Origin of the sequence: Streptomyces lunaelactis, assembly GCF_003054555.1 — a bacterium.
In the GTDB taxonomy this organism is placed as follows: domain Bacteria; phylum Actinomycetota; class Actinomycetes; order Streptomycetales; family Streptomycetaceae; genus Streptomyces; species Streptomyces lunaelactis.
On record NZ_CP026304.1, the window covers coordinates 5,995,852 to 6,020,363 of the forward strand.

At 70.1% G+C, this 24,512-nt stretch carries 23 protein-coding genes; 19 read left to right on the plus strand and 4 right to left on the minus strand.

What is annotated here, in order from left to right:
• Positions 1-57 precede the first annotated feature (57 nt).
• The 5 genes from SLUN_RS27800 to SLUN_RS27820 all read left to right on the plus strand — a co-directional run bounded on the left by SLUN_RS27800 (position 58) and on the right by SLUN_RS27820 (position 5,165).
• Positions 58-1,056 (plus strand): ABC transporter permease, encoded by a 999-nt coding sequence (locus tag SLUN_RS27800; RefSeq protein WP_175312984.1) that lies wholly within the window; start codon positions 58-60, stop codon positions 1,054-1,056.
• Positions 1,053-2,183: an ABC transporter ATP-binding protein gene (locus tag SLUN_RS27805; RefSeq protein WP_108152728.1), complete on the plus strand. Its 1,131-nt coding sequence runs from the start codon at positions 1,053-1,055 to the stop codon at positions 2,181-2,183. Before SLUN_RS27800 ends, SLUN_RS27805 begins: the two co-directional genes overlap by 4 nt.
• Positions 2,184-2,203: 20 nt before the next feature.
• On the plus strand, positions 2,204-3,553 hold the full coding sequence (locus SLUN_RS27810; RefSeq protein ID WP_108152729.1) for an ABC transporter ATP-binding protein: 1,350 nt from the start codon (positions 2,204-2,206) through the stop codon (positions 3,551-3,553).
• 18 nt (positions 3,554-3,571) lie between these two features.
• Positions 3,572-4,231, plus strand: a complete 660-nt coding sequence (locus SLUN_RS27815; protein WP_108152730.1) for a trimeric intracellular cation channel family protein — start codon at positions 3,572-3,574, stop codon at positions 4,229-4,231.
• Positions 4,232-4,316: 85 nt separating this feature from the next.
• Positions 4,317-5,165 (plus strand): thioesterase family protein, encoded by an 849-nt coding sequence (locus SLUN_RS27820; protein ID WP_108152731.1) that lies wholly within the window; start codon positions 4,317-4,319, stop codon positions 5,163-5,165.
• Positions 5,166-5,245: 80 nt separating this feature from the next.
• Here SLUN_RS27820 and SLUN_RS27825 read toward each other — a convergent pair whose 3' ends face one another.
• Positions 5,246-5,860 (minus strand): TetR family transcriptional regulator, encoded by a 615-nt coding sequence (locus SLUN_RS27825; protein WP_108152732.1) that lies wholly within the window; start codon positions 5,858-5,860, stop codon positions 5,246-5,248.
• A gap of 98 nt (positions 5,861-5,958) precedes the next feature.
• Here SLUN_RS27825 and SLUN_RS39610 point away from each other — a divergent pair, with 98 nt between their 5' ends.
• The 3 genes from SLUN_RS39610 (at position 5,959) to SLUN_RS27835 (ending at position 7,717) form a co-directional block, all read left to right on the plus strand.
• On the plus strand, positions 5,959-6,117 hold the full coding sequence (locus tag SLUN_RS39610) for a hypothetical protein (RefSeq protein WP_159100335.1): 159 nt from the start codon (positions 5,959-5,961) through the stop codon (positions 6,115-6,117).
• Between the two features lie 21 nt (positions 6,118-6,138).
• Positions 6,139-6,432: a DUF4190 domain-containing protein gene (locus tag SLUN_RS27830; protein ID WP_108152733.1), complete on the plus strand. Its 294-nt coding sequence runs from the start codon at positions 6,139-6,141 to the stop codon at positions 6,430-6,432.
• Positions 6,433-6,553: 121 nt separating this feature from the next.
• Complete coding sequence (locus SLUN_RS27835) at positions 6,554-7,717, plus strand: cysteine desulfurase family protein (RefSeq protein WP_108152734.1); 1,164 nt, start codon at positions 6,554-6,556, stop codon at positions 7,715-7,717.
• Between the two features lie 11 nt (positions 7,718-7,728).
• Here the strand turns inward: SLUN_RS27835 and SLUN_RS27840 are convergent, their stop codons facing one another.
• On the minus strand, positions 7,729-8,487 hold the full coding sequence (locus tag SLUN_RS27840; protein WP_108152735.1) for an N-acetylmuramoyl-L-alanine amidase: 759 nt from the start codon (positions 8,485-8,487) through the stop codon (positions 7,729-7,731).
• Positions 8,488-8,548: 61 nt separating this feature from the next.
• Between SLUN_RS27840 and mnmA the strand changes: the two genes are divergently transcribed.
• Positions 8,549-9,673 carry a tRNA 2-thiouridine(34) synthase MnmA gene (gene mnmA / locus SLUN_RS27845; RefSeq protein WP_108152736.1) on the plus strand — a complete coding sequence of 375 codons (1,125 nt, stop codon included), beginning with the start codon at positions 8,549-8,551 and terminating at the stop codon, positions 9,671-9,673.
• A 185-nt stretch (positions 9,674-9,858) separates the two neighbouring features.
• Here the strand turns inward: mnmA and SLUN_RS27850 are convergent, their stop codons facing one another.
• Positions 9,859-10,197, minus strand: coding sequence for a DUF427 domain-containing protein (locus SLUN_RS27850; protein WP_108152737.1), 339 nt, complete (start codon positions 10,195-10,197; stop codon positions 9,859-9,861).
• 106 nt (positions 10,198-10,303) lie between these two features.
• Here SLUN_RS27850 and SLUN_RS27855 point away from each other — a divergent pair, with 106 nt between their 5' ends.
• From SLUN_RS27855 to gatB, 9 genes are all read left to right on the plus strand, one after another.
• Positions 10,304-10,843, plus strand: coding sequence for an LOG family protein (locus tag SLUN_RS27855; RefSeq protein ID WP_108152738.1), 540 nt, complete (start codon positions 10,304-10,306; stop codon positions 10,841-10,843).
• Positions 10,844-10,873: 30 nt separating this feature from the next.
• A complete protein-coding gene (locus SLUN_RS27860) occupies positions 10,874-11,563 on the plus strand; it encodes an SDR family oxidoreductase (protein ID WP_175256972.1) in 690 nt (229 codons plus the stop codon).
• Positions 11,560-12,555 (plus strand): methionine synthase, encoded by a 996-nt coding sequence (locus SLUN_RS27865; protein WP_108152740.1) that lies wholly within the window; start codon positions 11,560-11,562, stop codon positions 12,553-12,555. The genes SLUN_RS27860 and SLUN_RS27865 overlap by 4 nt, the downstream gene beginning before the upstream one ends.
• A gap of 30 nt (positions 12,556-12,585) precedes the next feature.
• Positions 12,586-14,766 (plus strand): NAD-dependent DNA ligase LigA, encoded by a 2,181-nt coding sequence (gene ligA, locus SLUN_RS27870; RefSeq protein ID WP_108152741.1) that lies wholly within the window; start codon positions 12,586-12,588, stop codon positions 14,764-14,766.
• A 316-nt stretch (positions 14,767-15,082) separates the two neighbouring features.
• Positions 15,083-17,197, plus strand: coding sequence for a putative bifunctional diguanylate cyclase/phosphodiesterase (locus SLUN_RS27875; RefSeq protein WP_108152742.1), 2,115 nt, complete (start codon positions 15,083-15,085; stop codon positions 17,195-17,197).
• 172 nt (positions 17,198-17,369) lie between these two features.
• Complete coding sequence (gatC, locus tag SLUN_RS27880) at positions 17,370-17,666, plus strand: Asp-tRNA(Asn)/Glu-tRNA(Gln) amidotransferase subunit GatC (protein ID WP_108152743.1); 297 nt, start codon at positions 17,370-17,372, stop codon at positions 17,664-17,666.
• A gap of 5 nt (positions 17,667-17,671) precedes the next feature.
• Positions 17,672-19,165: an Asp-tRNA(Asn)/Glu-tRNA(Gln) amidotransferase subunit GatA gene (gene gatA / locus SLUN_RS27885; protein ID WP_108152744.1), complete on the plus strand. Its 1,494-nt coding sequence runs from the start codon at positions 17,672-17,674 to the stop codon at positions 19,163-19,165.
• Positions 19,162-19,401, plus strand: coding sequence for a hypothetical protein (locus tag SLUN_RS27890; RefSeq protein WP_108152745.1), 240 nt, complete (start codon positions 19,162-19,164; stop codon positions 19,399-19,401). Before gatA ends, SLUN_RS27890 begins: the two co-directional genes overlap by 4 nt.
• Positions 19,402-19,417: 16 nt before the next feature.
• Positions 19,418-20,926 carry an Asp-tRNA(Asn)/Glu-tRNA(Gln) amidotransferase subunit GatB gene (gatB, locus tag SLUN_RS27895; RefSeq protein WP_108152746.1) on the plus strand — a complete coding sequence of 503 codons (1,509 nt, stop codon included), beginning with the start codon at positions 19,418-19,420 and terminating at the stop codon, positions 20,924-20,926.
• Between the two features lie 150 nt (positions 20,927-21,076).
• Here the strand turns inward: gatB and SLUN_RS27900 are convergent, their stop codons facing one another.
• A complete protein-coding gene (locus SLUN_RS27900; RefSeq protein ID WP_108152747.1) occupies positions 21,077-21,988 on the minus strand; it encodes a hypothetical protein in 912 nt (303 codons plus the stop codon).
• 291 nt (positions 21,989-22,279) lie between these two features.
• On the opposite strand from SLUN_RS27900, the gene SLUN_RS27905 reads away from it, so the two are divergent.
• Complete coding sequence (locus tag SLUN_RS27905; protein WP_108152748.1) at positions 22,280-24,373, plus strand: phosphocholine-specific phospholipase C; 2,094 nt, start codon at positions 22,280-22,282, stop codon at positions 24,371-24,373.
• The last annotated feature ends 139 nt before the right edge of the window (positions 24,374-24,512 follow it).

The following is a 24,512-nucleotide window of genomic DNA, read 5'->3' on the forward strand; positions in this document are numbered from 1 at the left end:
GGTGGCCCGGAGCCCTCTCCATAAGAGGGGCCCCGGGCCACCGTCGGGCCAAGCGCAGTGCTTGCATATCTCATCAGGCGAATCTTCGCCGTCGTCGTCATGCTGATGGTCATCACTCTGGTGACCTTCGGAATCTTCTTCCTCTTTCCCAAGATGATCGGGACGGACCCGGCGCTGTACTTCGTCGGCAAGCAGTCCGACCCCGCCGCCATCGAGGGCATCCGGCAGAAGATGGGCCTGGACGACCCGATCCTGGTCCAGTTCGGCAAGTTCGTGGTCGGACTGGTGGCCGGGCGTACGTACTCCAACGGTCTCGACGTCACGCAATGCGCCGCGCCCTGCTTCGGGTACTCGTTCAAGACCGAGCAGGAGGTCTGGCCGCTGCTGCTCGAGTGGCTGCCGGTCACCCTCTCGCTCGCCGCCGGCGCCGTGGTGCTGTGGGTGGTCGGTGGTATCTCCGCCGGCATCATCTCGGCCCTCAAGCGCGGTACCCCGCTCGACCGTTCGGTGATGGGCATCGCCCTCAGCGGTGTCTCACTGCCGATCTACTTCACCGGCATGCTCGCCCTGGCGCTCTTCTCCGACCAGCTGGGCTGGTTCGGCCGGCCGGACGCTTCGTTCGGCGACGATCCGGCGGCGTGGTTCAACGGCATGGTCCTGCCATGGGTCAGCCTGGCCTTCCTGTACGCCGCGATGTACGCCCGGCTCACCCGGGCCACCATGCTGGAGGTCCTCAACGAGGACTACATCCGTACGGCCCGTGCCAAGGGCCTGACGGAACCCGTGGTGATCGGCAAGCACGCGATGCGGTCGACCATGACCCCGATTCTCACCGTCCTCGGACTGGACCTCGGAGCCCTGGTGGGCGGCGCGGTCCTGACCGAGTACACCTTCTCCCTGCACGGCCTCGGCTACAACGCGGTGAGAGCGATCAGTGACCACGATCTTCCGGTGATCCTCGGAGTCACCCTCATCGCGGCCTTCTTCGTCGTCCTCGCCAATCTCGTCGTGGACCTCATGTACGCAGTGATCGACCCCCGAGTGAGGCTCTCATGACCGCGGTGCCTATCCCGGGCGAGACCCCCGGATCCCCCCTGACGAAGACCGGCGCCGTCGGCGAGCCTGTCTCCGCGGGCTCGGGCCCCTCCACCGCCTTCCTCGAAGTACGCGACCTCCAGGTGCACTTCCCCACGGACGACGGCCTGGTGAAGTCCGTCGACGGACTCTCCTTCACGCTGGAGAAAGGCAAGACCCTCGGCATCGTGGGCGAGTCGGGCTCGGGCAAGTCGGTGACCTCGCTCGGCATCATGGGCCTGCACCGCGTCGGCCAGTACGGCCGGCAGAAGGCCCACCTCTCCGGTGAGATCTGGCTGAACGGCAAGGAACTGCTGACAGCCGACCCGGACGAGGTACGCCGGCTGCGCGGCCGCGACATGGCGATGATCTTCCAGGATCCGCTGTCCGCGATGCATCCGTACTTCACCATCGGCAAGCAGATCAGCGAGGCGTACCAGGTCCACAACAAGGTGGACAAGAAGACCGCCGTGAAGCGGGCCGTCGAGCTGCTGGACCGGGTGGGCATCCCGGAGCCCCAGAAGCGGGTGGACAGCTACCCGCACGAGTTCTCCGGCGGAATGCGCCAGCGCGCGATGATCGCGATGGCGCTGGTCAACAACCCCGAGCTGCTCATCGCGGACGAGCCGACCACTGCGCTGGACGTCACCGTCCAGGCGCAGATCCTCGACCTGATCCGGGATCTGCAGAAGGAGTTCGGCTCCGCGGTCATCATCATCACCCACGACCTGGGCGTCGTCGCCGAGCTGGCCGACGACATCCTGGTGATGTACGGCGGCCGCTGCGTCGAGCGCGGTCCGGCCGAGAAGGTCTTCTACGAGCCGCAGCACCCCTACACCTGGGGCCTGCTGGGCTCGATGCCGCGCATCGACCGTGACCAGACCGAGCGCCTCATCCCGGTCAAGGGCTCCCCGCCCAGCCTGATCAACATCCCCAGCGGCTGTGCCTTCCACCCGCGTTGCCCGTACGCCGATGTGCCCAAGGGCGGGATCACCCGCACCGAGCGCCCAGACCTGCGGGAGGTGGGCAGCCGGCACCACTCGGCCTGCCACATGTCGCAGGAGGACCGCACGCGGATCTGGACCGAAGAGATTGCGCCGAAGCTGTGAGCGAGACAAAGGATTCCGAGATGACGATCCCGGAGCAGGCCACCTCCTCGCCCGAGCCGCTGCTCAAGGTCACCGGACTGGTGAAGCACTTCCCGATCACGAAAGGGCTGCTGCGCCGGCAGGCCGGTGCCGTCCAGGCGGTCGACGGCATCAGCTTCGACGTACGTCCCGGCGAGACGCTCGGCATCGTGGGTGAGTCCGGCTGCGGCAAGTCGACGATGGGCCGGCTCATCACCCGGCTGCTCGAACCGACCGGCGGCAAGATCGAGTTCGAGGGCAAGGACATCACACACCTCGGTGTCGCGGGCATGCGCCCGATGCGCCGGGACGTCCAGATGATCTTCCAGGACCCGTACGGCTCGCTGAACCCGCGTCACACGGTCGGTTCGATCGTCAGCGCGCCGTTCAAGCTGCAGGGCGTCACGCCCGAGGGCGGGATCAAGAAGGAGGTCCAGCGGCTGCTGGGCCTGGTCGGTCTCAACCCCGAGCACTACAACCGCTACCCGCACGAGTTCTCCGGCGGCCAGCGCCAGCGCATCGGCATCGCGCGCGCTCTCGCGCTGAAGCCGAAGCTGGTCGTGGCGGACGAGCCCGTCTCGGCGCTGGACGTGTCCATCCAGGCGCAGGTCGTGAACCTGCTGGACGACCTCCAGGACGAGCTGGGCCTCACGTACGTGATCATCGCCCACGACCTGTCGGTCATCCGGCACGTCTCGGACCGTATCGCGGTGATGTACCTCGGCAAGATCGTCGAGCTGACCGACCGCAAGTCGCTGTACGAGGCGCCGATGCACCCGTACACCAAGGCGCTGCTCTCCGCGGTGCCGGTGCCGGACCCCCGGCGGAGGGGCGCCAAGAGCGACCGCATCCTGCTCAAGGGCGACGTCCCGTCGCCGATCTCCCCGCCGAGCGGCTGCCGGTTCCACACCCGGTGCTGGAAGGCCACGGAGATCTGCAAGACGCAGGAACCGCCGCTGCTGGCACTGAAGACGGGCCACCAGGTGGCCTGCCACCACCCGGAGAACGCGGAGGACCAGGCACCGGACGACGTGGTGCTGTTGTCGGCGCGGGAGGCGATCGAGATCGTGTCGGCGACCCCGAAGTCGGCGGAGGCGGAGGCGGCGGCGCCGCTGACGAAGGGTGAGGTTACGCAGGACGCGGTGGTCCTTGCCGAGGCCGAGACCACCGAGGCCGAGCCTGCTGAGGCCGAGCCTGCTGAGGCCGAGGCTGCTGAGGCCGAGGCTGCCGAAGAGGCGACCACCGAGGCGGAGGCCACCACGGCCGGCTCCGACGAGTCCGGCTCCGACGAGCCCGGCTCCGAAGGCGAGTCGGCTCCTCCCCGGACCTCGGGGGACATCACCAAGGAGTAGAACCGGCACAATCGTCCGGTGCTCCTCGAACTGTTCACGCCCTCCGTCCAGCACGCGCTCGACCTCGCCGGGATCTTCGTCTTCGCGATCTCCGGCGCACTGCTCGCCGTACGCAAGAATTTCGACGTCTTCGGCATCGCAGTGCTCGCAGAGGTCACCGCGCTGGGCGGAGGGCTTCTCCGTGACCTGATCATCGGGGCCGTCCCTCCGGCGGCCTTCACCGATACCGGGTACTTCGTGATGCCCCTCGTGGCGACGGTCCTCGTCTTCTTCCTGCACCCGCAGGTCGAGCGCATCCAGAACGGCGTGAATGTCTTCGACGCCGCCGGCCTCGGGCTGTTCTGCGTCACCGGCACCACCAAGGCGTACGAGTACGGGCTCGGCCTGACCTACTCCGCGGTCCTCGGTCTGGCCACCGCCGTCGGCGGCGGTGTGCTGCGGGACGTACTGGCCAACGAGGTGCCCTCGCTGCTGCGCTGGGACCGCGATCTCTACGCCGTGCCCGCCATCGTCGGAGCGGTCATGGTGGTGCTCTGCATCCAGTTCGACGTACTGAACGCGTTCACCAGCGGGCTCGCCGTGGTGACCGCGTTCGTCCTGCGCCTGCTCGCGATGCGTTTCCACTGGCGGGCACCCCGCGCCTGGAACCGGCGCTCGTCGGCCGTCGAAGAGGGCTGAGCGGCCCTGGGGAAGTCCGGGCGGAGACAGCCGGCGGATCCGCAAAAAGCTACCGCTCAGTAATAGTCTGTTGTACGGTGCTGCCATGGCACAGGCAGTTCAGGCAACCATCGGGGACAGCGAGTTCGACCGCGACACCGCTGTCACCCCGCGCGCACCGGGCGTCTACGACGCGGAGCTCTCGGCGGGCTGGACGATCATCCACGCCGTCAACGGCGGCTACCTGCTGGCCCTGCTCGGCCGCGCTCTCGGCGACGCGCTGCCGCACCCCGACCCGTTCACGGTCTCGGCGCACTACCTCACGGCGTCGCAGCCGGGCCCCGCGGTGATCCGCACCGAGCTCGTCCGCACCGGCCGCACCCTCTCCACCGGCCAGGCCTCCCTCTTCCAGTACGCGGAGGACGGCACCGAGGTCGAGCGCATTCGCGTGCTCGCCTCGTACGGGGATCTGGACGCGCTGCCGGAGGACGTACGCACGACGGCCGAGCCGCCCGCGATCCCGCCGATGCAGCACTGCCTCGGCCCGTCCGACGGTCCCGCGGCGAAGATCCCCGGCAGCTCGGCGATCACGGAACGTCTGAACATCAAGCTCGACCCCGCGACCGTCGGCTGGGCGGTCGGCGCGCCTTCGGGCAAGGGCGAGATGCGCGGCTGGTTGGGGCTCGCCGACGGGCGCGACGCGGACCCCTTCTCGCTGCTGCTCGCGGTCGACGCGATGCCGCCGACCGCGTTCGAGCTGGGCCTGAAGGGCTGGACGCCCACCGTCGAACTCACCACTCACATCCGCTGCCGCCCGGCCCCGGGACCGCTGCGGGTCGCCATCACGACCCGCAATCTGGCCGGCGGCTTCCTGGAGGAGGACGCGGAGGTCTGGGACAGCGCGGACCGGCTCGTCGCGCAGTCCCGCCAGCTGGCGAAGGCGCCGCGCAGCTGAACGCCGCCCGGCACATGCACGATTCCTCATGAACCCGCACTCCGACACCCTCACCACCGCGACGGGCGGGCCGCCGTCCGTCAGTCCAGCCAGTGCCGGCGGCCCAGGCTGACCAGACGCAACTGACGACGGGCGACGGAACTGACCTGCTCCTCGCCCTCGGGGCCGGCCTCCAGGAAGTTCGAGGCCGTCATCACCATGTGGTCGACGTAGGCGCTCGCGAGCATCCGCAGATCCGCCTCGCTCCATCCCGCCGACTCCGGCTCGTCGGCGAAGGCCGCCGCCACCTCGTCGGCGAACCGCCGCAGTTGCTCGCCAATGGCCTCGCGCACGGGCTGCACGCCGCCGTGGCGCTCGCGGGCGATGAAGCGGACATGTGCGGGGGAGGTGCGGACGAGGTCGGAGATCAGCGCGACGGTCCGGTCGATCCGCACCCCGTCGCCGCTCTCGGCCAGCGCCTCGCCGATCATCGCGTGCAGGCTGCCCAGCGCCTCCTCGACGAGCGCGACGCCGAGGTCGGCCGTGTCCCGGAAGTGCCGGTAGAACGCCGTCGGTGCCACGCCCACGGCCCGGGTCACCTCACGCAGCCCGAGGCTGCTCAGACTCTGCTCCTCGAGCAGCTGCAGCGCTGCGTCCAGGAGGGCCTGACGGGTCTTCTGTTTCTGGGCCTGACGGATCCCGAGGGTGTGACTCATGCCATTGAGTAAACAACCGTTCTCCGGAGAAGGGAAGCGTAGACTCATCAGTCAGTGAACAGTCGTACTCACAAGTGTTCACCCAAAATGAGAAAGGAATGACGATGATCGCCCTCGTCGCAGCGCTTCTCCTTCTGGGAATCATGCTGGGCGCCGTGGCCCAACTTCCCCTCTCCGTCACCTTCGTGGCCTGCTCCGTCATCGGTGCCTGGCTGCTCGTCTTCGCCGTGCGCGAGCGCCGCGCGCGTCAGCACTGACCGGGAAGGAGCCGAACCACCATGCAACTCACCGCCACCGCACGCGCCGTCCGGGACACCGGCAGCCCCGAGGGGACCCGCGGGGACGCCGACGGCATGGCCGTCGCCTCCTTCGTCCTCGGCCTCGTCGGCCTGCTCGTGATGAATATCGTGCTCGGCCCGATCGCCATCGTGCTCGCCGGCCTCGCTCTCTGGCGCCGCACCGCACGCCGCGGCCGCGCCCTGCTCGGACTCGCCCTCGGCCTCGCCGACCTGGCCGTTCTCGCCGTACTCGTGACCGTGAACGGAACCGTCGCCTGGGGCATCGGCGGCTGATCGGCCCCCCTGCCCGCCCCGCTCCTGCCGCACCAGGAGCGGCCCGGCGCGGACGCCGAAGGCCCATGCACCCCTGCGCCGCGTCCGCGCCCCCGCCAGGCCTCGTAGAATCGTGGCCACCATGGCTTACCTCGACCACGCTGCGACCACTCCGATGCTGCCGGAGGCCGTCGAGGCGATGACCGCGCAGCTCACCGTCACCGGCAACGCCTCCGCGCTGCACGCCGCCGGGCGGCGGGCCCGCCGTACCGTCGAGGAGGCCCGCGAGACCCTCGCCGAGGCGCTCGGCGCACGGCCCAGCGAGGTGGTCTTCACCTCCGGCGGCACCGAGGCCGACAACCTCGCCGTGAAGGGCCTGTACTGGTCGAGACGCGACGCCGACCCGGCCAGGACCCGCGTACTGGCCAGCCCCGTCGAGCACCACGCCGTCCTCGACGCCGTCGACTGGCTCGGCGAACACGAGGGCGCCACCATCGAGTTCCTGCCGGTCGACGCGTACGGACGGGTGCACCCCGAAGCCCTGCGCGAGGCCATCGAGCGCAATCCGGACGATGTCGCGCTCGCCACCGTGATGTGGGCCAACAACGAGATCGGCACCATCATGCCGGTCACCGAACTCTCCGCCGTGGCAGGGGAGTTCGACGTACCGCTGCACGCCGACGCGGTCCAGGCCTTCGGCCAGCTGGACGTCGACTTCGGTGCGTCGGGACTCGCCGCGATGACCGTCTCAGGGCACAAGATCGGCGGCCCGTACGGCATCGGCGCGCTGCTGCTCGGCCGCGAGTACAGCCCCGTTCCCGTACTGCACGGCGGCGGCCAGGAGCGCCACGTACGCTCCGGCACCCTCGACGCCCCCGCGATCGCCTCCTTCGCCGCCGCCGGCCGTATCGCCGCCGAGCGCCGCGAGGACTTCGCCCGCGAGATCGGCGCGCTGCGCGACCAGCTGGTCGACGCCGTCCGTACGGCAGTGCCGGACGCGATCCTCGGCGGCGACCCGGACGACCGCCTCCCCGCCAACGCCCACTTCACCTTCCCGGGCTGCGAGGGCGATTCCCTGCTGCTGCTTCTCGACGCCCAGGGCATCGAGTGCTCCACGGGCTCCGCCTGCACGGCGGGTGTCGCCCAGCCGAGCCATGTCCTGCTCGCCACCGGCACCCATCCGGACCTGGCGCGCGGGACGTTGCGCTTCAGCCTCGGCCACACCTCGACCAAGGCGGATGTGGAGGCGGTCGCGGATGCCATCGGCCCGGCGGTGGAACGGGCCCGTACGGCAGGACTCAGCTAGGGACAAAGACCTTAGGCCCTGTCCGACCTGGCCCGAGAGGCTTCGGCGGCCTCCGCGGCCTCCGCGGCCTCCGCGGCCTCCGCGGCCTTGCGCGCCGTCGGCAGAGCCGCCCGTACGAGCGCGAGATAGCGGTTCCAGTCCCAGTGCGGCCCGGGGTCGGTGTGGTCCGTCCCCGGCACTTCCACGTGCCCGATGATGTGCTCCCGGTCGACGGGTATCTCGTACCGCGCGCAGATGTCCGCCGTGAGCTGCGCCGACGCCCGGTACATCGCGTCCGTGAAACCGGCCGGCCGGTCCACGAAGCCCTCGTGCTCTATGCCGATGCTGCGTTCGTTGTACGAGCGGTTCCCGGCGTGGAAGGCGACATCCAGCTCGCGGATCATCTGCGCCACATGCCCGTCCTTGCGGACGACATAGTGCGCAGCGGCCCCGTGCCCCGGGTCCTTGAAGACCTTGAGCGCCGTGAGATAGCTGCCCTGGACGACATGGATGATCACGCGGTCGACGCCGTAGTCGTCGGGCCGGTCCGCGAGCCGCCAGTTCGCCCGGGACGCCGAGGTCCACTCGGCGCCGACATGATCGATCTCACCCTCCTTGCGAGGCTTGGCCATCCCCGGCATCCGCCACCAGACGCGTTTCAGCTCGTCCCTGGCCAGCACGCCCGTGCCCACCACCACCGCCCCGGCGCCGATCAGCACGGCACGCCTGCTGACGCCGCGCTTGCCGCTCTCCTTGCCGCGCCCCTTGCCCCGCTTCGATTCACTCCCCATGCGATCCCCAACGCTTACTCGCGAGCTTTCGGTTCCCCGGGCCCCTTACTCTGGTAGGGCTATGACTCAGACTTCCCAGCGCCCTCTCCGTGTGCTCGCCGCCATGTCGGGCGGCGTGGACTCCGCCGTCGCCGCCGCCCGCGCCGCCGAGGCCGGACACGATGTCACCGGTGTGCACCTGGCGCTCTCCGCGAACCCGCAGTCCTTCCGTACCGGCGCGCGCGGCTGCTGCACCATCGAGGACTCGCGCGACGCCCGCCGCGCCGCGGACGTCATCGGCATCCCGTTCTACGTGTGGGATCTCGCCGAGCGCTTCCGCGAGGACGTGGTCGAGGACTTCATCGCGGAGTACGAGGCCGGCCGCACCCCCAACCCCTGTCTGCGGTGCAACGAGAAGATCAAGTTCGCGGCACTGCTCGACAAGGCGCTCGCGCTCGGCTTCGACGCGGTCTGCACCGGCCACTACGCCACGGTCGTCACCGGCGAGGACGGCCGCCGCGAGATGCACCGCGCCAGCGACATGGCCAAGGACCAGTCGTACGTCCTCGGCGTGCTCGACGAGCGCCAGCTGGCGCACGCCATGTTCCCGCTCGGCGACACCCTCACCACCAAGGACGAGATCCGGGCGGAGGCCGAGCGCCGCGGACTCGCGGTCGCCAAGAAGCCCGACAGTCACGACATCTGCTTCATCGCGGACGGCGACACCCAGGGCTTCCTGGCGAACCGCCTCGGCACCGCGGAGGGCGACATCGTCGACGAGTCCGGTACGAAGCTGGGCAGCCACGACGGAGCTTTCGGCTTCACGATCGGCCAGCGCAAGGGCCTGCGGATCGGCCACCCCGCGCCCGACGGCAAGCCGCGCTACGTCCTGGACATCTCCCCGGTGAACAACACGGTGACGGTCGGCCCGGTCGAGGCGCTGGACGTGGACGCCCTGACCGCGATCAAGCCCCGCTGGTGCGGGGCGCCTCCGACGGGCCCGGGGACGTACACCGCTCAGCTGCGCGCCCACGGCGGCGAGACGCCGGTGTCCGCCGAACTGGTCGACGACGAGCTCCGGGTGAGCTTCACGGAGCCGGTACGGGGCGTGGCGCCCGGCCAGGCGATCGTGCTGTACGACGGCACACGCGTGGTCGGCTCGGCGACCATCGCGACGACCGAGCGGGCGGCAGCTTCAGCGGTCTGACCGGCCGTCTCCTGGTGGCGACTACGGCAAGGCACCTGCATTGAGTTCGCAAACGGGCGTGCCCAAGGCCGAAACTCACAGCGCTCCGCCGACCAGAACCACGGGCCGCCCGTCGCCCCTGCTGCTCGTACGCGCTGACCGGCGGGCGGCGCGGAGCTCATCGCTCGGTCACAAGATTCTTCCGGTCAGTCCTCGACGACCTCGGTGTCGTAGAAGCAGAAGTGCCCCTTGATCTCGGCCACCTCGTCGTTGGGCTCGGGATATGCCCACACCAGATCGGGTGCGTCCGGCAGTGACCAGTAGTCGGCGTCGCCCTTGAACGGACAGTGCGTGTGGCTGTCCGAAGGGGTGAGCAGGTCGGTGCGTACGTCGTCGGGCGGGAGGTAGTAGCGGACCGGCAGACCCGTCTCGTGCAGCAGCAGGGGCCGCCGGCTCTCCGCCAGCACCTGTCCGTCGTGCAGAACCCGTACATGGGCCGTGCCCTGCTCGATGGTGATGCGATGTCCTGTGCGTGCCTGTGTCATGACAGTTGCAGCGCCGGGGGCGGGCGGGTTCTTCCCGATCCTCACGCGGGATCTGTGCTCAGGGTTCCGTGCTCACGGTTCGCGCGGGGGATCGTACGGTGGCCGTATGAACATCTGCGTCTTCCTCTCCGCCGCCGACCTCGACGACCGCTACACCCGCCCCGCCCGCGAGTTCGCGGAGCTGATGGGCAAGGGCGGCCACACCCTGGTGTGGGGCGGCTCCGAGAGCGGGCTGATGAAGGTCGTCGCGGACGGCGTCCAGCAGGCGGGCGGGCGGCTGGTCGGGGTCTCCGTGGACTTCCTCGCCGCATCGGCCCGTGCGAACGCCGACGAGATGGTGATCGCGAAGGACCTCGCCGAGCGCAAGGCGCTGCTGCTCGCCAAGGCCGACGCGGTTGTGATCATGGTCGGTGGTGCGGGAACGCTGGACGAGGCCACCGAGATACTGGAGCTGAAGAAGCACGGAAAGACCACCAAGCCGGTGGTGCTGCTGAACACGGCGGGTTTCTACGACGGGCTGAAGCAGCAGTTCCGGCGGATGGAGGACGAGGGCTTTCTGCCGCTCCCCCTGACTGACCTGGTGTTCTTCGCCGAGGACGGCGTTGCCGCGCTCGCCTACCTGGAGGAGTCCGCGGGCGTTCATTAGCCGGCGTTCAGTAGTGCGAGCATGGCCCCTATGGCTACACATGTGATCACGGGGGCAGGATCAGGCATCGGCGCGGCCGTCGCGCGCCGGCTGCACGAGCGCGGCGACGAGCTGGTACTGGTGGCGCGCGACCTCAAGCGCGCGAAGGAGCTCGCCGAGCAGTACCCCGGCGCGCGCACGCTCGTCGCCGACCTGGCCGACCCCGACCGCATCTCGTGGGCGCTCGGCAAGCAGGCCCAGCCCGAGCAGGTCGACACGCTGCTGCACATCGCGGGCATCGTCGACCTCGGCCCGATCGGTGAGTTGCGTCCCAGGACCTGGCACCAGCAGCTCAACGTCAATCTCATCGCCCCGGCCGAACTGACCCGGCTCTTCCTGCCCCAAATCCGCGCGGTCCGTGGCCAGGTGCTCTTCGTCAACTCCGGCGCGGGCCTCAACGCGCATGCGGAATGGGGCGCGTACGCAGCGGCCAAGCACGGCCTGAAGGCGCTCGCCGACTCCCTCCGCCACGAGGAGAAGCCCAACGGCATCCGCGTGACGTCCGTCTACCCGGGCCGCACCGCCGGCCCCATGCAGGCCAAGGTGCACTCCCAGGAGGGCAAGGAGTACGACGCGTCCCGCTGGATCGACCCCGAGTCGGTCGCGACGACGATCCTCACCGCCCTGGACCTGCCGCGCGACGCCGAGATCAACGACCTGACGGTGCGGCCGGGCCGATGAGCGACTTCGTATGGGGCCCCGCCACCGGTGTCGGGTCGATGCCCGGCGGCGACGCTCGCGAGGCGGCGAGGACCGTCACCGGATCCTTCGACGACTTTCCGTATCTGGCGGAGCTGCCCGCGCGCGGGCCCGGCGCCGACATGATCGGGCGGACCATCGGGCTGCTCGTCGAGATGTACGCGCATGTGGAGCCCAGCGGCTGGCGGGTCGGCGACCGGCCCGGCCGCGACACCCGCCGCGCACGCTCCTGGCTCGGCGAGGACCTCGACGCGCTGGAGGAGTTCACCCAGGGCTACGAGGGCCCGTTGAAGGTCCAGGCGGTGGGGCCGTGGACCCTCGCCGCCGGGCTGGAGCTGCGGGGCGGCGAGGCGGCGCTGGGCGATCCGGGCGCCGTACGGGACCTGGCGGGCTCGCTCGCCGAGGGGTTGCGGTCGCACTTGGAGGACGTACGCCGCCGGGTGCCGGGCGCCCAGGTGGTGCTGCAGCTCGACGAGCCGTCGCTCACCTCCGTACTGCGCGGGCAGATCAGGACCGCCAGCGGATACCGCACGCACAGGGCGGTGGACCGCCAGGTCGTCGAGGGCACGCTGCGGGATGTCGTCGGTGTGCACGAGGGACCCGTGGTCGTGCACTCCTGCGCGCCGGACGTGCCCTTCGCGCTGTTGCGCCGGGCCGGGGCCGCGGCGGTCTCTTTCGACTTCGGTCTGCTCACCGAGCGTGATGAGGAGACGATCGGCGAGGCAGTCGAGGCCGGTACGAAGCTCTTCGCCGGAGTCGTGCCGTCCACCGATGCTCCATTGTCAGACCCTGCCGGTAGCGTCATGGGTGTCAGGACGCTGTGGCGCAGGCTGGGGCTGAATCCGGGGGCTCTCACCGAGTCCGTCGTGATCACCCCGTCGTGCGGGCTCGCGGGTGCTTCACCCGCGTATGCCCGTGCGGCGCTCGCCCACTGCGTCAGGGCCGCGAGATCGCTCGCAGACAACCCTGAGTAACGGGTGCTTGGGAAACGGGAGGACGAAACGGTGGCTGGCGAACAGCAGACGGCACTGCCCGCCGACGCACGGGAGCAGCACGCCCAACTCGCCGAGCAGGTCGAGGAGCACCGCTTCCGGTACTACGTGAAGGACAGCCCGGTCATCAGCGACGGGGAGTTCGACAGGCTGCTGCGCGCGCTCGAGGCGCTCGAGGAGCAGTACCCTGGGCTGCGTACGCCCGACTCGCCGACCCAGAAGGTCGCCGGGCAGTACGAGACGGAGCTGGCGAAGGTCGAGCACCGCGAGCGGATGCTCTCCCTGGACAACGCCTTCGACGACGAGGAACTGGCCGCGTGGGCCGAGCGCGTCGCGCGCGAAGTCGGCACCTCGGACTACCACTTCCTGTGCGAGCTGAAGATCGACGGGCTCGCCGTGAACCTGACGTACGAGAAGGGCCGGCTGACGCGCGCGGCGACCCGGGGCGACGGCCGCGTGGGGGAGGACATCACTCCGAACGTCCGCACCATCTCCGACATCCCGAACCGCCTGGGGGGCGACCGCGTCCCGGATCTCGTCGAGATCCGCGGCGAGGTCTTCTTCCCGATGGACAAGTTCCAGGAGCTCAACGCCCGGCGGGTGGCGGCCGGGGAGCAGCCGTACGCCAACCCGCGCAACTCCGCCGCCGGTTCGCTGCGGCAGAAGGACCCGAAGGTCACCGCGACCCTGCCGCTGCACATGGTGGTACACGGCATCGGCGCGCGTGAGGGCTTCGACATCGACCGTCTGTCGCAGGCGTACGACCTGCTGCGCGCATGGGGCCTGCCGACCGCCAAGCACAACAGGGTCGTGGACTCGCTGGAGGGCGTACGGGAGTTCATCGCCTACTACGGCGAGAACCGGCACTCCATGGAGCACGAGATCGACGGCGTGGTCGTCAAGCTCGACGAAATCCCGCTCCAGGGGCGGCTCGGCTCCACCTCACGGGCGCCGCGCTGGGCGATCGCGTGGAAGTACGCCCCGGAAGAGGTCAACACCAAGCTGGTCAACATCCGGGTGGGCGTCGGCCGCACCGGCCGCGTCACGCCGTACGCCCAGGTCGAGCCGGTCACGGTCGCGGGCTCCGAGGTCGAGTTCGCCACCCTGCACAACCAGGACGTGGTCAGGGCCAAGGGCGTGCTGATCGGCGACACCGTCGTGCTGCGCAAGGCCGGTGACGTCATCCCGGAGATCCTCGGTCCGGTCGTGGATCTGCGAGACGGCAGCGAGCGGGAGTTCGTGATGCCGTCCGAGTGCCCCGAGTGCGGGACGGCGCTGCGGCCGATGAAGGAGGGCGACGTCGATCTGCGCTGCCCCAACGCCCGCTCCTGCCCGGCCCAGTTGCGCGAGCGCCTGTCCTACCTGGCCGGCCGTGAGTGCCTGGACATCGAGAACTTCGGGGAGGTGGCCGCGGCAGCGCTGACCAGACCCCTGGAGCCGGCCGAGCCACCGCTGAAGGACGAGGGCGACCTCTTCGACCTCACCGTCGAGCAGCTGCTGCCCATCAAGGCGTATGTCCTGGACCACGACAGCGGGCTGCCCAAGAGGGACCCGAAGACCGGCGAGGAGAAGGTCGTCACCGTCTTCGCCAATCAGCAGGGCGAGCCGAAGAAGAACACCCTCGCGATGCTGGCGAACATCGAGGTGGCGAAGCAGCGCCCGCTCGCCCGCATCATCAACGGTCTGTCCATCCGTCATGTGGGCCCGGTGGCATCGGAGGCGCTGGCCCGTGAGTTCCGCTCCATCGACCGGATCGAGCAGGCGACGGAGGAGGAGCTGGCGGCGGTCGACGGGGTGGGCGCGACCATCGCGGCCTCGCTCAAACAGTGGTTCGCGGAGGACTGGCACCGCGAGATCCTGCGCAAGTGGCGGGAGGCGGGCGTCCGCATGGAGGAGGGCGCGGGCGAGGACAAGGGGCCGCGTCCCCTGGAGGGACTCACCGTCGTCGTCACCGGAACGCTTCAGAACCACACAAGGGATGGCGCAAAAGAGGCCCTTCAGAGCCTCGGCGCGAAAGTGGCTGGTTCCGTTTCCAAGAAAACGGCCTTCGTGGTGGTCGGCGACAACCCGGGCTCGAAGTACGACAAGGCCATGCAGTTGAAGGTGCCGGTGCTGGACGAGGAGGGCTTCGCCGTGCTGCTCGAACAGGGGCCGGATGCGGCTCGTGAGGCCGCAGTTCCCACAGAGGCGTAACGGAGGGGGCGTGCGCGGGGCTTGGGAGGGGCTCGCGCGGAAGCCTTTCGGGGGCGCACGCGTCGGGAATCAGCCGCGAAAACGGGAGCCGGAACATCCGGTACAGGTCACCCGTTCAGCGCATACCAGATGGATAAGGGTGGCCCGGTCGCATTCGGGCAAGAGCTGTAGAGCGCTGCCCGTCAGAGCCTCCTGCGGCCTACTGTTGAGATGTGCGCCTGTCGTGCACGGCTGCGTGGTGGGATTTCAGTCGTGGTGGCATGACAACGGGAGCCATCGCGAGGCATCGGCACTGCCGGCTGTGAGAGGGACGGGAATGAATCCGACCGAGAGCGCCGCCCCGGTCTCGCGGCCGCGTGGAGCCGCGGCCCTTGCGGGTATGACGTCGGGCCTGCCCGTCGCCGTCGTGGTGATCGCCGCGGCCCTGCTCGTCACCGGGATCGTACGGACGGTACAGGAGGGCCATGCGCTCTTCCCCAGCTCCACAGCGGGCTGGTCGCTCGCCGCCCTCACCGGAATCATCGTCGGCCATCTCGTCGCGCTCGGCCGCGACCGCTGGTGGGGCGGGACGGGCTCCGGCGCCGCGCTCACCCTCGCGGTCCTGCTGCTTTTTGGCTGGGTGCCCGCCGGTCTGGTCAGTCTGGCCGTCGTCGCCCTGGTCGGCGCCGCCCGCAGGCATCGCTGGCGCCAGGGCGTACTGCACGGCTCCGTCGACATCCTGGGCATCGGCGCGGCAGCGCTCGTCCTCGCGGTCTTCGGCGTGGAGCCCACCGTCGAGCAGCCCTGGGAGCCACTCGACTGGGGTGTTGAAGCCGCGCCCGAAGTGGTCCTGGCAGCCACCGCCTATCTCGCCGTCACCCGGCTGCTTCTCTGGTTCGCGCTGTCACCGCCGGGCGTGGGGCTGCCCACCGTCGCCCGTACGGCCCTGTACCGGCAGGGTCTTGTCGCGGTCGCCCTGCTCGGCATCGCCCCGCTCATCTGCGTGGTCGCCATCGCCATGCCGCTGCTGCTGCCCCTGTTCGCCGTGCCGTTGATCGCCCTGGACTCCACACTCTGGATCGCCCGGGCCCGAGCCGAGGAGCAGTTGCGCGATCCGCTGACCGGACTGCCCAACCGGCAGTGGCTCCTTGAGCGGACCTGGGCCGCCCTGGAGGACGCGGAGAGCAGCGGTGCGCGATCCGCTCTCGTACTGATCGACCTCGACCGGTTCCGGTCGGTCAATGACACCCTCGGCCATCTCGCGGGCGACAGGCTGCTCCTCCAGATAGCCGACCGGCTCCGACTGGCCCTGCCGAAAGGGGCGGAGGCGGCCCGGCTCGGCGGCGACGAGTTCGCCGTACTGCTTCCGACGGCCGACTCCACGACCAGCGCCACCCGCGTCGCCCGTCATCTGGTGGCCGAGCTGTCCTCACCGCTCGACCTGGACGGACTCACCCTCGTGCTGGAGGCGAGCGCGGGCGTAGCCGTCTTCCCCGACCACGCGCTGGACGCGGAAGGGCTGTTGCGGCGCGCGGACGTGGCGATGTACCAAGCGAAGCGGGACCGTACCGGCGTCGAGGTGTACGAGTCCAAGCGCGACAGCAACACCCCCGACCGGCTGGGCCTGCTGGGCGATCTGCGCCGGGCGCTGGACGCCGGCGACGTGGAGCTCCACTACCAGCCCAAGGTCGGCTTCGACGGTCATGTCGCGGGCCTGGAGGCCCTGGTGCGCTGGGTCCATCCGGACCGTGGCAGGGTCCCCCCGGACGAGTTCATCGCCATCGCAGAGTCCTCGGGCCTGATGCCGCATCTGACGGAGTACGTCCTCGACACGGCCCTCGCCCAGGTCGCCAGGTGGCGCGCGCAGGGCCTGGACGTCCCCGTCGCGGTCAATGTCTCGCCGCGCGACGTCCACACCCCCGGGTTCGCCGGGTCCGTCGCAGCCCGCCTCGCCCGCCACGGCGTCCCGCCGTCCTCCCTGCAACTGGAGATAACCGAGCACGTACTCCTCGAGGACCCGCAGCGCGCCGCCGACACCCTCGCCGGGCTCACCGACCACGGCGTGAAGATGTCGCTGGACGACTTCGGCACCGGATACTCCTCGCTCGTCCATCTGCGCCGACTGCCGGTGAGCGAGCTCAAGATCGACCGTTCGTTCGTGGCCCGCCTCGCCGTCGACAACGAGGACGCCGAGATCGTCCGCTGCACCGTCGACCTCGCCCACTCGCTGGGGCTGCTGGTGGTCGCCGAGGGTGTCGAGGACGACGAGACCTGGGAGCGGCTGCGGGATCTGGGCTGCGACGCCGTACAGGGCTGGCTGGTCGCGGCCGCGATGCCGCCGCAGGAGACCACCGCCTGGCTGCGGGCCAGGGGCGAGCGCGGCTGGCACCGTCCGGCGGAACTGCTCGCCGCCTCGGACGCGGACGAGCCCACCGGCCAGGTCGTCCCCTGACGGCTCACCGCTCACCGCCCGCGGCTGACGGCTGGCGGCCCGGCCCGGGACTCCGCTCGGGACCCCGCCCGGCGCCCGGCGGGGGTCCCGTGGGCAAACCGTTTAGTGGGCAGCGGCCCGCGCCCCATAGGATTGGGCCAAACACCACACACTCACCCCTGAGGATCGCTGCATGCCTGGCATTACGCGCGAGGAGGTCGCCCACCTCGCCCGGCTGGCGCGTCTGGAGCTGAAGGCCGAAGAGCTCGACCACTTCGCCGGACAGCTCGACGACATCATCGGCGCGGTCGCCCGCGTTTCCGAGGTCGCCGACCAAGACGTACCCCCGACCTCCCACCCGCTGCCGCTGACCAATGTCATGCGCCCGGACGAGGTCCGTCCGTCGCTCACCCCCGCGCAGGCGCTCTCCGGCGCCCCGGCCCAGGAGCAGCAGCGTTTCAAGGTGCCGCAGATCCTGGGGGAGGACTAATCACCATGACGGACATCATTAGGCTCACCGCTGCCGAGATCGCCGGAAAGATCGCCGCCGGCGAGCTCACGGCCGTCGAGGTCACCGAGGCCCACCTGGCCAGGATCGAAGCCGTCGACGAGAAGGTGCACGCCTTCCTGCACGTCGACCGTGAGGGCGCGCTCGCGCAGGCCCGCGCCGTCGACGAGAAGAAGGCACGGGGCGAGAAGCTCGGCCCGCTGGCCGGTGTGCCGCTCGCGCTGAAGGACATCTTCACCACCGAGGGCATTCCGACCACGGTCGGCTCCAAGATCCTCGAGGGCTGGATCCCGCCGTACGACGCTACGGTGACCAAGCGGCTCAAGGCCGCGGACGTCGTCATCCTCGGCAAGACCAACATGGACGAGTTCGCCATGGGGTCGTCGACCGAGAACAGCGCGTACGGTCCCACGGGCAACCCGTGGGACCTGACCCGGATCCCCGGCGGCTCCGGCGGGGGCTCGTCCGCCGCCCTCGCCTCGTACGAGGCACCGCTCGCCATCGGCACGGACACCGGCGGCTCCATCCGCCAGCCCGCCGCCGTCACCGGCACGGTCGGCGTCAAGCCCACCTACGGCGGCGTCTCCCGCTACGGCATGGTCGCCTTCTCGTCCTCCCTCGACCAGGGCGGCCCCTGTGCCCGTACGGTCCTGGACGCGGCGCTGCTGCACGAGGTCATCGCGGGTCACGACGAGCTCGACTCGACGTCCATCGACGCCCCGGTCCCGCCGGTCGTCGAGGCCGCCCGCAACGGCAGCGTCGCGGGCATGCGCGTCGGCGTCGTCAAGCAGTTCTCGGGCGAGGGCTACCAGGCCGGTGTCGTCCAGCGCTTCAACGAGTCGGTCGAGCTGCTGCGCGCTCTCGGCGCCACGATCGTCGAGCTGGACTGCCCGTCCTTCGACCTGGGTCTGTCGGCGTACTACCTGATCGCGCCGTCCGAGTGCTCGTCCAACCTCGCCCGCTTCGACGCCATGCGCTACGGCCTGCGGGTCGGCGACGACGGCACGAAGTCGGCCGAGGAGGTCACCGCGCTGACCCGTGAGGCGGGCTTCGGCGACGAGGTCAAGCGCCGCATCATGCTCGGTACGTACGCGCTCAGCTCCGGCTACTACGACGCGTACTACGGCTCGGCGCAGAAGGTGCGCACGCTCATCACCCGGGACTTCGAGAAGGCCTTCGAGCAGGTCGACGTGATCGTTTCGCCGACCACGCCCACCACGGCCTTCCCGATCGGCGAGCGCGCCGACGACCCGATGGCGATGTACCTCGCCGACCTGTGCACCATCCCGACCAACCTGGCCGGCAACGCGGCGATGTCGCTGCCCTGCGGTCTCGCGCCGGAGGACGGCCTGCCGGTCGGTCTGCAGATCATCGCCCCCGCCATGAAGGACGACCGGCTCTACAAGGTCGGCGCCGCGGTCGAGGCCGCGTTCGTGGAAAAGTGGGGCCACCCGCTGCTCGAGGAGGCACCGTCGCTGTGAGCACACTTGCCAAGGCCAAGGGCTTCAAGAAGTCCAAGACCGGTACGTACCTGTCCATCGGCACCACCGCGTTCGGCGCGATCAGCGTCGTCAAGCAGGCCAAGAAGGCCCGCTTCGAGGGCGACACGCTCCGGCTGATCGATGCCGCCGTATCCGCTGCCGCCATCGTTACCGGCCTGGCCCTGCTCTACCGCGAGCTGAGGCGCCTGGGCGACGACGACGTCCTGCTGGGCTGAGAGGGAAAGTTTCACCGTGACCGTCACTGAACTGGTGTCGTACGAGGACGCCCTCGCTGCCTACGACCCCGTCATGGGCCTCGAGGTCCATGTCGAACTCGGCACCAAGACCAAGATGTTCTGCGGCTGCTCGACCGAGCTGGGCGCCGAGCCCAACTCGCAGACCTGCCCCACCTGTCTTGGCATGCCCGGTTCGCTCCCGGTCGTCAACGCGATCGGCGTCGAGTCGGCCGTCAAGATCGGCCTCGCGCTCAACTGCGAGATCGCCGAGTGGTGCCGCTTCGCCCGGAAGAACTACTTCTATCCGGACATGCCGAAGAACTTCCAGACCTCGCAGTACGACGAGCCGATCGCCTTCAACGGCTATCTGGACGTCCAGCTGGAGGACGGCGAGATCTTCCGCGTGCAGATCGAGCGCGCCCATATGGAGGAGGACACCGGCAAGTCGCTGCACGTCGGCGGTGCCACCGGCCGTATCCACGGCGCGTCACACTCCCTGCTCGACTACAACCGCGCCGGCATCCCGCTGATCGAGATCGTCACCAAGCCGATCGAGGGCGCGGGCGCGCGTGCGCCGGAGGTCGCCAAGGCGTACGTCGCCGAGCTGCGTGAGCTCATCAAGGCGCTGGGTGTCTCCGAAGCCCGCATGGAGCAGGGCCAGATGCGGTGCGATGTGAACCTCTCGCTGCGGCCGCACGGCCGGGAGAAGTTCGGCACGCGCTCCGAGACGAAGAACGTCAACTCGCTTCGCTCGGTGGAGCGGGCGGCCCGCTACGAGATCCAGCGCCATGCCGCGGTGCTGAACAGCGGCGGCACGATCATCCAGGAGACCCGTCACTTCCATGAGGAGGACGGCTCCACGACGTCCGGCCGTGTGAAGGAAGAGGCCGAGGACTACCGGTACTTCCCGGAGCCCGACCTGGTGCCGATCGCGCCTGCTCGCGACTGGGTCGCGGAGCTCGGTTCCTCGCTTCCCGAACTCCCGCGGGTGCGGCGTAACCGGCTGCGCGAGCAGTGGGGCGTCTCCGAGCACGACATGCAGTCGATCCTCAACGCGGGCGCGGTCGACCTGATCGTCGCCACGATCGACGCCGGCGCGGATGCGGCGTCCGCGCGCAAGTGGTGGATGGGCGAGCTGGCCCGCCGTTCCAACGAGGACGGCGTCGAGCTCGCCTCGCTCCCGATCACCCCGGCCCAGGTGGCCCGGGTCGCGCAGCTCGTCGCTGCCGGGGACCTCAACGACAAGCTGGCCCGCCAGGTCATCGAGGGCGTGCTCGCCGGCGAGGGCGACCCGGACACGGTCGTCGACAAGCGCGGCCTCAAGGTCGTCTCGGACGAGGGCGCGCTGGGCGCGGCCGTGGACGAGGCGATCGCGGGCAACGCGGCGATCGCCGACAAGATCCGCGGCGGCAAGGTCGCGGCGGTCGGCGCGCTGGTGGGCGCGGTCATGAAGACCACGCGCGGCCAGGCGGACGCGGCGCGCGTCAAGGAGCTGATCCTGCAGAAGCTGGGCGTCGAGGGCTGACGCGGTCGGCAGGCAGGGGGCGGCGCGCACCACAGGGTGCGGGCCGCCCTTTCCGTTGCCGGGCGGTGGGCAGCGCGAGGCCCGCGGGTACGGGCATTTCGTGCCTGCGCGCTGCCGCGCGAAGCCCGCGCGGTGCCCGCCCCCTGCGCGTCAGTGGCGTATCCCCAGCCCCGGCAGCCACAACTCGCCGCGGTCCTTGCAGCTGGCGTCCCTCGCCCGTAGCTCCTCCGGCTCCTTTGTGCCGCGTGCTCGCAGCTCCGTGACCGTCAGGCGGGCCACCTCGGCCACGTCGTCCCGCTCCGGCCGGGAGAAGTCCGCCTGCCACCAGCCGCGGTCGCGGGAGTGCCAGCCGCGCGAGCGCATCAGGAGTTCGCGCTCCGGAGTGTCCTCGCCGTCCCGGTCGTCGACCGAGACATGCAGCCCGTCCTCCAGGGCGAAGGAGATGAGCAGCTGCCGCCCGCGGTCCGCCGCGCTGGTCACGCTGAAGCTCGCCCAGTCCTCGCCGACCTGCACCGGGAGCTGCTCCACCCATGCCGCGAGCAGCAACTCCAGCCCGTTCTCGAAGTGTTCCAGGCTCGAGACCTGCCGGCAGCCGGGCCGTTCGGTCGGGCGCTCGCCCGGACCGCTGCGGTCCAGCTGCCAGGCGTACGGCAGGAAGCCGACGTCGTGCGGCTCGTCCGCCGACCACGCGTCACCGCCCCACTCGAAGGTCCTGCGCTCCTCGCTCTCGAAGGCGTCCGTGCCATGGACCGAGAGCTGTGCCCGGTGGCGGTCACCGGCGAGCATCACGAGCCTTCTGCCGTCCCGCCAGCGGACGTTGGGGCCTTCCGCCGAACCGCCGTAGAGCGTCGGCTCCCCGATCCGCCCCACGATCGCGTCGTACACCACCCGGAAGGCCTCCCGCCGGCCGCTGAGCGAGGCGCCCGGTTCGTACGCGAGTACCGGGACAGGGTGCCGGCCGAAATGCGCGTCGGGAGCGTCATGGAGCATCAGGGCGAACTCCGCGGCGTCGCCGGGCGTCAGGTTCGGCTCGTTGGTCCCCGTGTATTCCATGTCGGCCATCGTGCCAGCCTCCGCCGACAACGCCTGTTCTGGGCCTGGGGTCAGGGGGCCGGAACCCGGCCTCACGGATACCGGTCGCGGCCGTACGCCGCCCGGTCCGGGCCCGCGTCCAGGATCAGCACGGCCAGGTCCGTGAACGTGGTGCCCCGCCCCGTCCCGTCCCCGACCCGCGCCGGCTTGGACTCTCCGCACGAACTCTTGGACGTTCACGCTCACGCCCTCCATGGGACTTCCCCAAGTCATCCGGCCTCACTACGTTCCGGGCGGTAGCACCGGAATCGGGAGGATCACTTGGCCACGGACATGTCACGGCGACGCCTGTTCGCACTGGGCGGAGGCGCCATCGGCGCGGCGGCGGCCGGTTCGCTGCTGCCGCCGTCCCTGCAGGCCGCGCTGGCCGCGGAGCCCCCGTCGGGCGGACTGCGGGCGGTCAGGCACGTAGTGATCCTCATGCAGGAGAACCGGTCCTTCGACCACTACTTCGGCACCCTGCGCGGCGTACGCGGCTTCAGCGACCGCAACGCCATTGAGCTCCCGTCCGGCAAGCCGGTCTTCGAGCAGCCCGGACCCCTGCGGACCGTGCTCCCCTTCCCCGTGCGCGACGCCGCCGAGGCCCAGAAGAAGGACCTCCAGTACATCGGCGACCTCGACCACTCCTGGGGCGGCGGGGCCAAGGCCTGGCACAGCGGGTGGATGGACGGCTGGATCTCCGCGAAGACCGCCGCGACCATGGCGTACTACGAACGCCGTGATCTGCCCCTGCACTACGAGCTCGCGGACACCTTCACCGTCTGCGACGCCTACCACTCCTCGACCCACACGTCGACGAGCCCCAACCGCAACCACCTGTGGAGCGGCTGGACCGGGTACGAGGCCGACGGCAGCCGCGCGGTGACGAATGCCGCGTACGCCGAGGGCACCCACCCCGGCTACCCCTGGCCCACCTACGCGGAGCGCCTGGAGAAGGCCGGCCGCACCTGGAAGACGTACCAGGAGTGGGAGAACTTCACCGACAACAACATCGAGTTCTTCACCAGCTTCAAGAAGATCGCGCGCAAGGCGCTGGTGAAGGCCGGCGACTTCACCTTCATGGAGGCGTTCTACGCCAAGGTGCGCGACACCCAGGACACCGCCGAGCGTGCCCGCCTGCTCGCGGCCCTCGAGGAGGGCGTGGCGACGCTGACCGAGAGCGAGCGGTCGCTCTTCGAGCGCGGGCTGCGGCGCGGCGAGACCGGCAGCCTCGCCGAGCAGTTCCGGGCCGATGTGGCGGCGGGCGAGCTCCCCGCCGTGTCGTATCTGGTGCCGTCCGCGATCGACTCCGAGCACCCCGGCTCCTCGTCGCCCATCGCATCCGCCTCGCTCGTCTACAAGGTGCTCGACGCGCTCGGCTCGCACCCCGACGTGTGGCGGCACACCGTCGTCCTCATCAACTACGACGAGAACGACGGCTTCTTCGACCATGTCCCGCCGCCCGTGCCGCCCGCCGACAACGCGGACGAGCACTGGCAGGGGCTGCCGACGGGACTCGGCGTCCGCGTCCCGCTGCTGGTCGTCTCGCCCTGGTCGGTCGGCGGCTACGTCTGCTCCGAGGTCTTCGACCACACCTCGGTGATCCAGCTGCTGGAGAAGTGGACGGGCATCGACGAGCCCAACATCACCCCCTGGCGGCGCGCGGTCACCGGCGATCTGACCTCCGCCTTCGACTTCCGGCGGGGCAGGCCGCAGCCCGATGTGGAACAGCCGGGTGCGATACCGCCGTTCACGGGCCGCTGGCGGCCCGTGCCGCCGCTGGTGCAGCACATGCCCGTACAGGAGGACGGCACGAGGCCCGCGCGCCCGCTGCCGTACCAGCCCGACGCGCACGGCAGGGGCGAGGGCGGCGCCTTCACGGTGGCGCTCAGTAACAGCGGCCGGGCGAGTGCGCACTTCGCGCTCTATCCGTACGCCGGTGAGTTCCCCGTCCCGCAGCACATGGACGTAAGGGGTAAGGCGCAGTGGTCGGTGCCCCTTACCAAGGACGCCTACCGCTTCACGATCACCGGACCGAACGGCTTCCGGCGCGAGTTCGCCGGCAGCGCCACGGGCGGCGCCCAGGTCTCCTCGCGCATCGACCATCACGACCGTGATCTACACCTCACCCTGCGCAACGACGGCACCAAGCCGGTCACCTTCACCGTCCGCCCGCTGGGCTACGTCGACGAGGCCGATCTCGACGACTGGACCCGGACGATCACGGTCAAGGCGGGCCGCAGCCGTACCGTCGTGCACTCGGCGGCCGACGCACACGGCTGGTACGACATCGAGGTGACCACCGACCGGGACGCGGGCTTCCGCCGCCGCCTGATGGGTCACATCGAGAACGGGCGCGCCAGCGTCTCCGGCTGAAAGCTGAAAGCTGAAAGCTGAAAGGCGCCGCCGGTGGTGTGCGGGGGCCCGGGCCTTGGGTTCCGGGCCCCCGCACACCCTGTGAGTAAGCCCACGAAACGGGCAAATGATCACTATTGACTGCCAGAGTGTTCCTTCC